Annotated in this window: 1 protein-coding gene; it reads right to left on the reverse strand. The window is 68.7% G+C overall.

Going from position 1 to position 527, the window contains the following annotated elements; translation table 11 throughout:
- A partial coding sequence (locus ELR45_RS16645) for a DUF7927 domain-containing protein (protein ID WP_129667580.1) occupies nt 1–515 on the reverse strand: 515 nt, incomplete at its 3' end.
- Nucleotides 516–527 lie beyond the last annotated feature (12 nt).

Consider the following 527-nt stretch of genomic DNA (forward strand, 5'->3'; position numbering starts at 1 on the left):
CGACGCGTGGTCGCGGCGAGCATGAACCCGCCGATCACCATCACGAGTCCGGCGACGAGCGTCCACTGACCAAGGCCTGCACCGGTGTCGGGCAGGTCCTGCTCCGGCGTGTGGTGCTCCGTCGCGCAGTCCGGGTTCCCGTCTTCCGCCGGCACGCACACTGCGCGCTCGTCGTCGCTGGTCACCACGTTGCGCATGGTGGCGTCCGGCTCGTCGCCGACCGTCACCGAGTAGGTGATGGTCACGACGTCGCCGACGTCGAGGTCACCCGTCCAGGTCAGGTCGGAATCGTCCCGGCTGACCTCGCCCGACGACGCTCTCGCGTCGTCGTTCCAGGCCGCGACGTCGCTGACGCCCGAGAGGTCGTCGACGATGCTCGCGTCCTCCACTGGCGCCGGACCGACCTGCTCGACGGTCACGGTGTAGGTGACGACGTCGCCCTCCTCGACCTCCGAGCCCGGCTCCGGGTCCGAGGTCTTGGAGTAGGTGTAGTCACCCTTGTAGTGATCCGTCATGCACTCGGCGTT

Origin of the sequence: Phytoactinopolyspora endophytica, assembly GCF_004138495.1 — a bacterium.
Taxonomy (GTDB): domain Bacteria; phylum Actinomycetota; class Actinomycetes; order Jiangellales; family Jiangellaceae; genus Phytoactinopolyspora; species Phytoactinopolyspora endophytica.